The 2,284-nt window shown below is 69.6% G+C and carries 3 protein-coding genes and 2 tRNA genes; all 5 read left to right on the top strand.

Going from position 1 to position 2,284, the window contains the following annotated elements; genetic code table 11:
- Positions 1-176: 176 nt before the first annotated feature.
- Positions 177-265, top strand: a tRNA-Ser gene (locus A6V29_RS06390).
- A gap of 20 nt (positions 266-285) precedes the next feature.
- A tRNA-Arg gene (locus tag A6V29_RS06385) sits at positions 286-358 on the top strand.
- Between the two features lie 112 nt (positions 359-470).
- Positions 471-938 (top strand): type II toxin-antitoxin system Phd/YefM family antitoxin, encoded by a 468-nt coding sequence (locus A6V29_RS06380; protein WP_137159533.1) that lies wholly within the window; start codon positions 471-473, stop codon positions 936-938.
- Positions 931-1,269 carry a hypothetical protein gene (locus tag A6V29_RS06375; protein ID WP_137159534.1) on the top strand — a complete coding sequence of 113 codons (339 nt, stop codon included), beginning with the start codon at positions 931-933 and terminating at the stop codon, positions 1,267-1,269. Before A6V29_RS06380 ends, A6V29_RS06375 begins: the two co-directional genes overlap by 8 nt.
- A 349-nt stretch (positions 1,270-1,618) precedes the next feature.
- Positions 1,619-2,284, top strand: a 666-nt coding sequence (locus tag A6V29_RS06370) for a hypothetical protein (protein WP_212719050.1), incomplete at its 3' end; no start/stop codon positions are given.

The following is a 2,284-nucleotide window of genomic DNA, read 5'->3' as shown; positions in this document are numbered from 1 at the left end:
GACGATCCATAGGAGCATCCCCGACTGACTGCTGCGATCTCGTGGCCATCGGCCATCCGACGGCCACGAGATCGCAGAAGTCGGCACCTGCCCGCGCGGTCGCACCCGGGCTGAGAGAGGGCTCCGGGCCGCTGGTAGTCTCTGTCCTCGGTGGTTCCGAGGGGACTCGAACCCCGGGAGGCTTCGCCTAGTCCGGTCTATGGCGCCGCACTGCTAATGCGGTTTGGGTTAATCCCCATCCCGGGTTCAAATCCCGGAGCCTCCGCGCACGTAAACTGAACACCGGCACCCGTAGCTCAACGGATAGAGCATCTGACTACGGATCAGAAGGTTAGGGGTTCGAATCCCTTCGGGTGCACGTCTGGTTGAGACACCGAGCGGCCCCGCACTTCGACGGAAGTGCGGGGCCGCTTCGTCGCCCTAGGCGCCAGCCCGCTTGACGTTCAGAACATATTCTGAATAATAGGCCCATGAACACCGCTGTGCGCCGCACCGTCCAGTCCTCGGAGCTGTCGCGCAACTCGGCCGAGGTCTTCTCCGCCGCGGAGCAGGGGCCTGTCAACATCACTCGACGTGACGGTGAGAGCTTCGTGCTCGCGAGGTCCGAGGACGTCGACCGCGAGCGACGTGCCTTCGCCGTTGCAGCCAACCTGGTCGCTGTCTCGCTCGACTCGTCAGGGCGTTCGCTCGGCGAGCGGTTGCGGCAGCACTTCCCCTGGGTCGCATTCCTCGAGCCAGAACAGCGTGAGCAGTTCGCTGCGGAGATTGTCGAGGTGACCAGAGCCAGTGCGTCGGTATCCCAGTTCGCGCCGATCTTGATCACGTTCGAGGCTTGGCGATCGACGGCCGAGGCCTTCGCCGCTGGCTATACCCCTGACGCAGAGCTGGAGTGGCTCGATGAGCCCGCAGCCGTCCCCGATCCTCGACAGGATGGGTAAGCGACGGCCGTCCGTACCTCGTCCGGTCAAACGGGCGGAGTACACGCTCCAGTTCGGTACCCGGCAGGCGGAGAAGGGGTGGGCCGACCTGCTCGGAACCACCCGCAACGCTGTCGTTGATGCTTGGGATTTCCTCACCCGCACCCCGCACCGTGCCAGCGAACGGAACCATCCCATGAAGGCCGAGCTGGCCAAGGTCGAGCGAAACGGCGCTCTTCACGACCGGTGGCAGTACGAGCTGCCCGGCGGAGCCCGGATCTGGTTCTACGTCGAGGGACAGACCGTTTGGCTGGTCGATGTCCACACCAGGCACCCGAATCAGACGAAGTAGCAGCCGCGGTCTTCCTCGTGGCATCCCGGCCGCCCCCATGAGCGCGGCGAGCTCCCCGCGCGCGTGCGGAGGTGGAAGAGGTCCCCGTCCTGGTCGCCCAGGACTGATCGGGGACGTCGAGGGGCGGGGGCGCCGGTCCTGACGGTCTGGCCGCGTTGGTCGGTCTTCCCAGCAATGGGAAGCCACTCGTTGCCGGCTGCCCCCGCCCGGTTCCCACTGTGACCCAGGCCACATCAGTCGTCAAGAGCAGGCCGGAGTGTCGGGGTTCCCGGGCGCGTCGTCGAGCCTCCGCGCCTGGTCAGGGGGTGGCGACGAGGCCCGGCCTCGGTCATCATCGGAACTGGGACGAATGGAATGCGGAGGTAGGCGGATCAACGGGGACCAGCGGGGGGACGTCGCCGCGCGCTCGCTGCGGGCGTCCGTCGGGCTGCTCGCCGCGCTCGCCCTGGCTCTGCTCGGCGCCGGCATCCTCGCCGCTCCGCCGGCCGCCGCCATCGACGACCCCAGCCGCCCGACCGCCCAGGTCACCCAGGGCCCCAGCTGTCGCCCGGGCGGGCTCGTGGTCGAGGTCGTCGCCGGCACCTCGCCCTACGCGGTGACGCTGGCCACGACCCGCACACCCACGGGTGAGGACGACGCGGTTCTGGAGCCGGGTCAGAGCGTCGAGCTGAGCACCGGCGACGTCGCCCCCGGCGAGACGATCGACGCCCGCCTCGAGTTCGAGGCGCTGGACGGCTCGGCGCGGCCCTACGTCGACGAGCTCGAGAGCTACACGTTCACCCGGCCCACGGCCGAGGACTGCGAGCTGGCGACGTCGCCACCGCCGGAGCCCACCCCCATCGAGCCCGCGCCCACCGCGCCCGCCCCGCAGCCGAGCCCGGAGCCCGAGCCGGCACCCGCCCCCGGGCCGACGCCGGCGCCCGATCCGAGCACCCCGCCCAGCACCCCGCCAACCAGGACGCCGGCACCCGCTCCGCCGTCCACGACGCCGTCCACCACCCCGCCGTCGGCCACG

Origin of the sequence: Blastococcus sp. CCUG 61487, from assembly GCF_005222955.1 — a bacterium.
Lineage (GTDB): Bacteria > Actinomycetota > Actinomycetes > Mycobacteriales > Geodermatophilaceae > Blastococcus.
The sequence above is the reverse complement of the archived record's forward strand: the minus strand, read 5'-3'. Positions and strand labels throughout refer to the sequence as shown.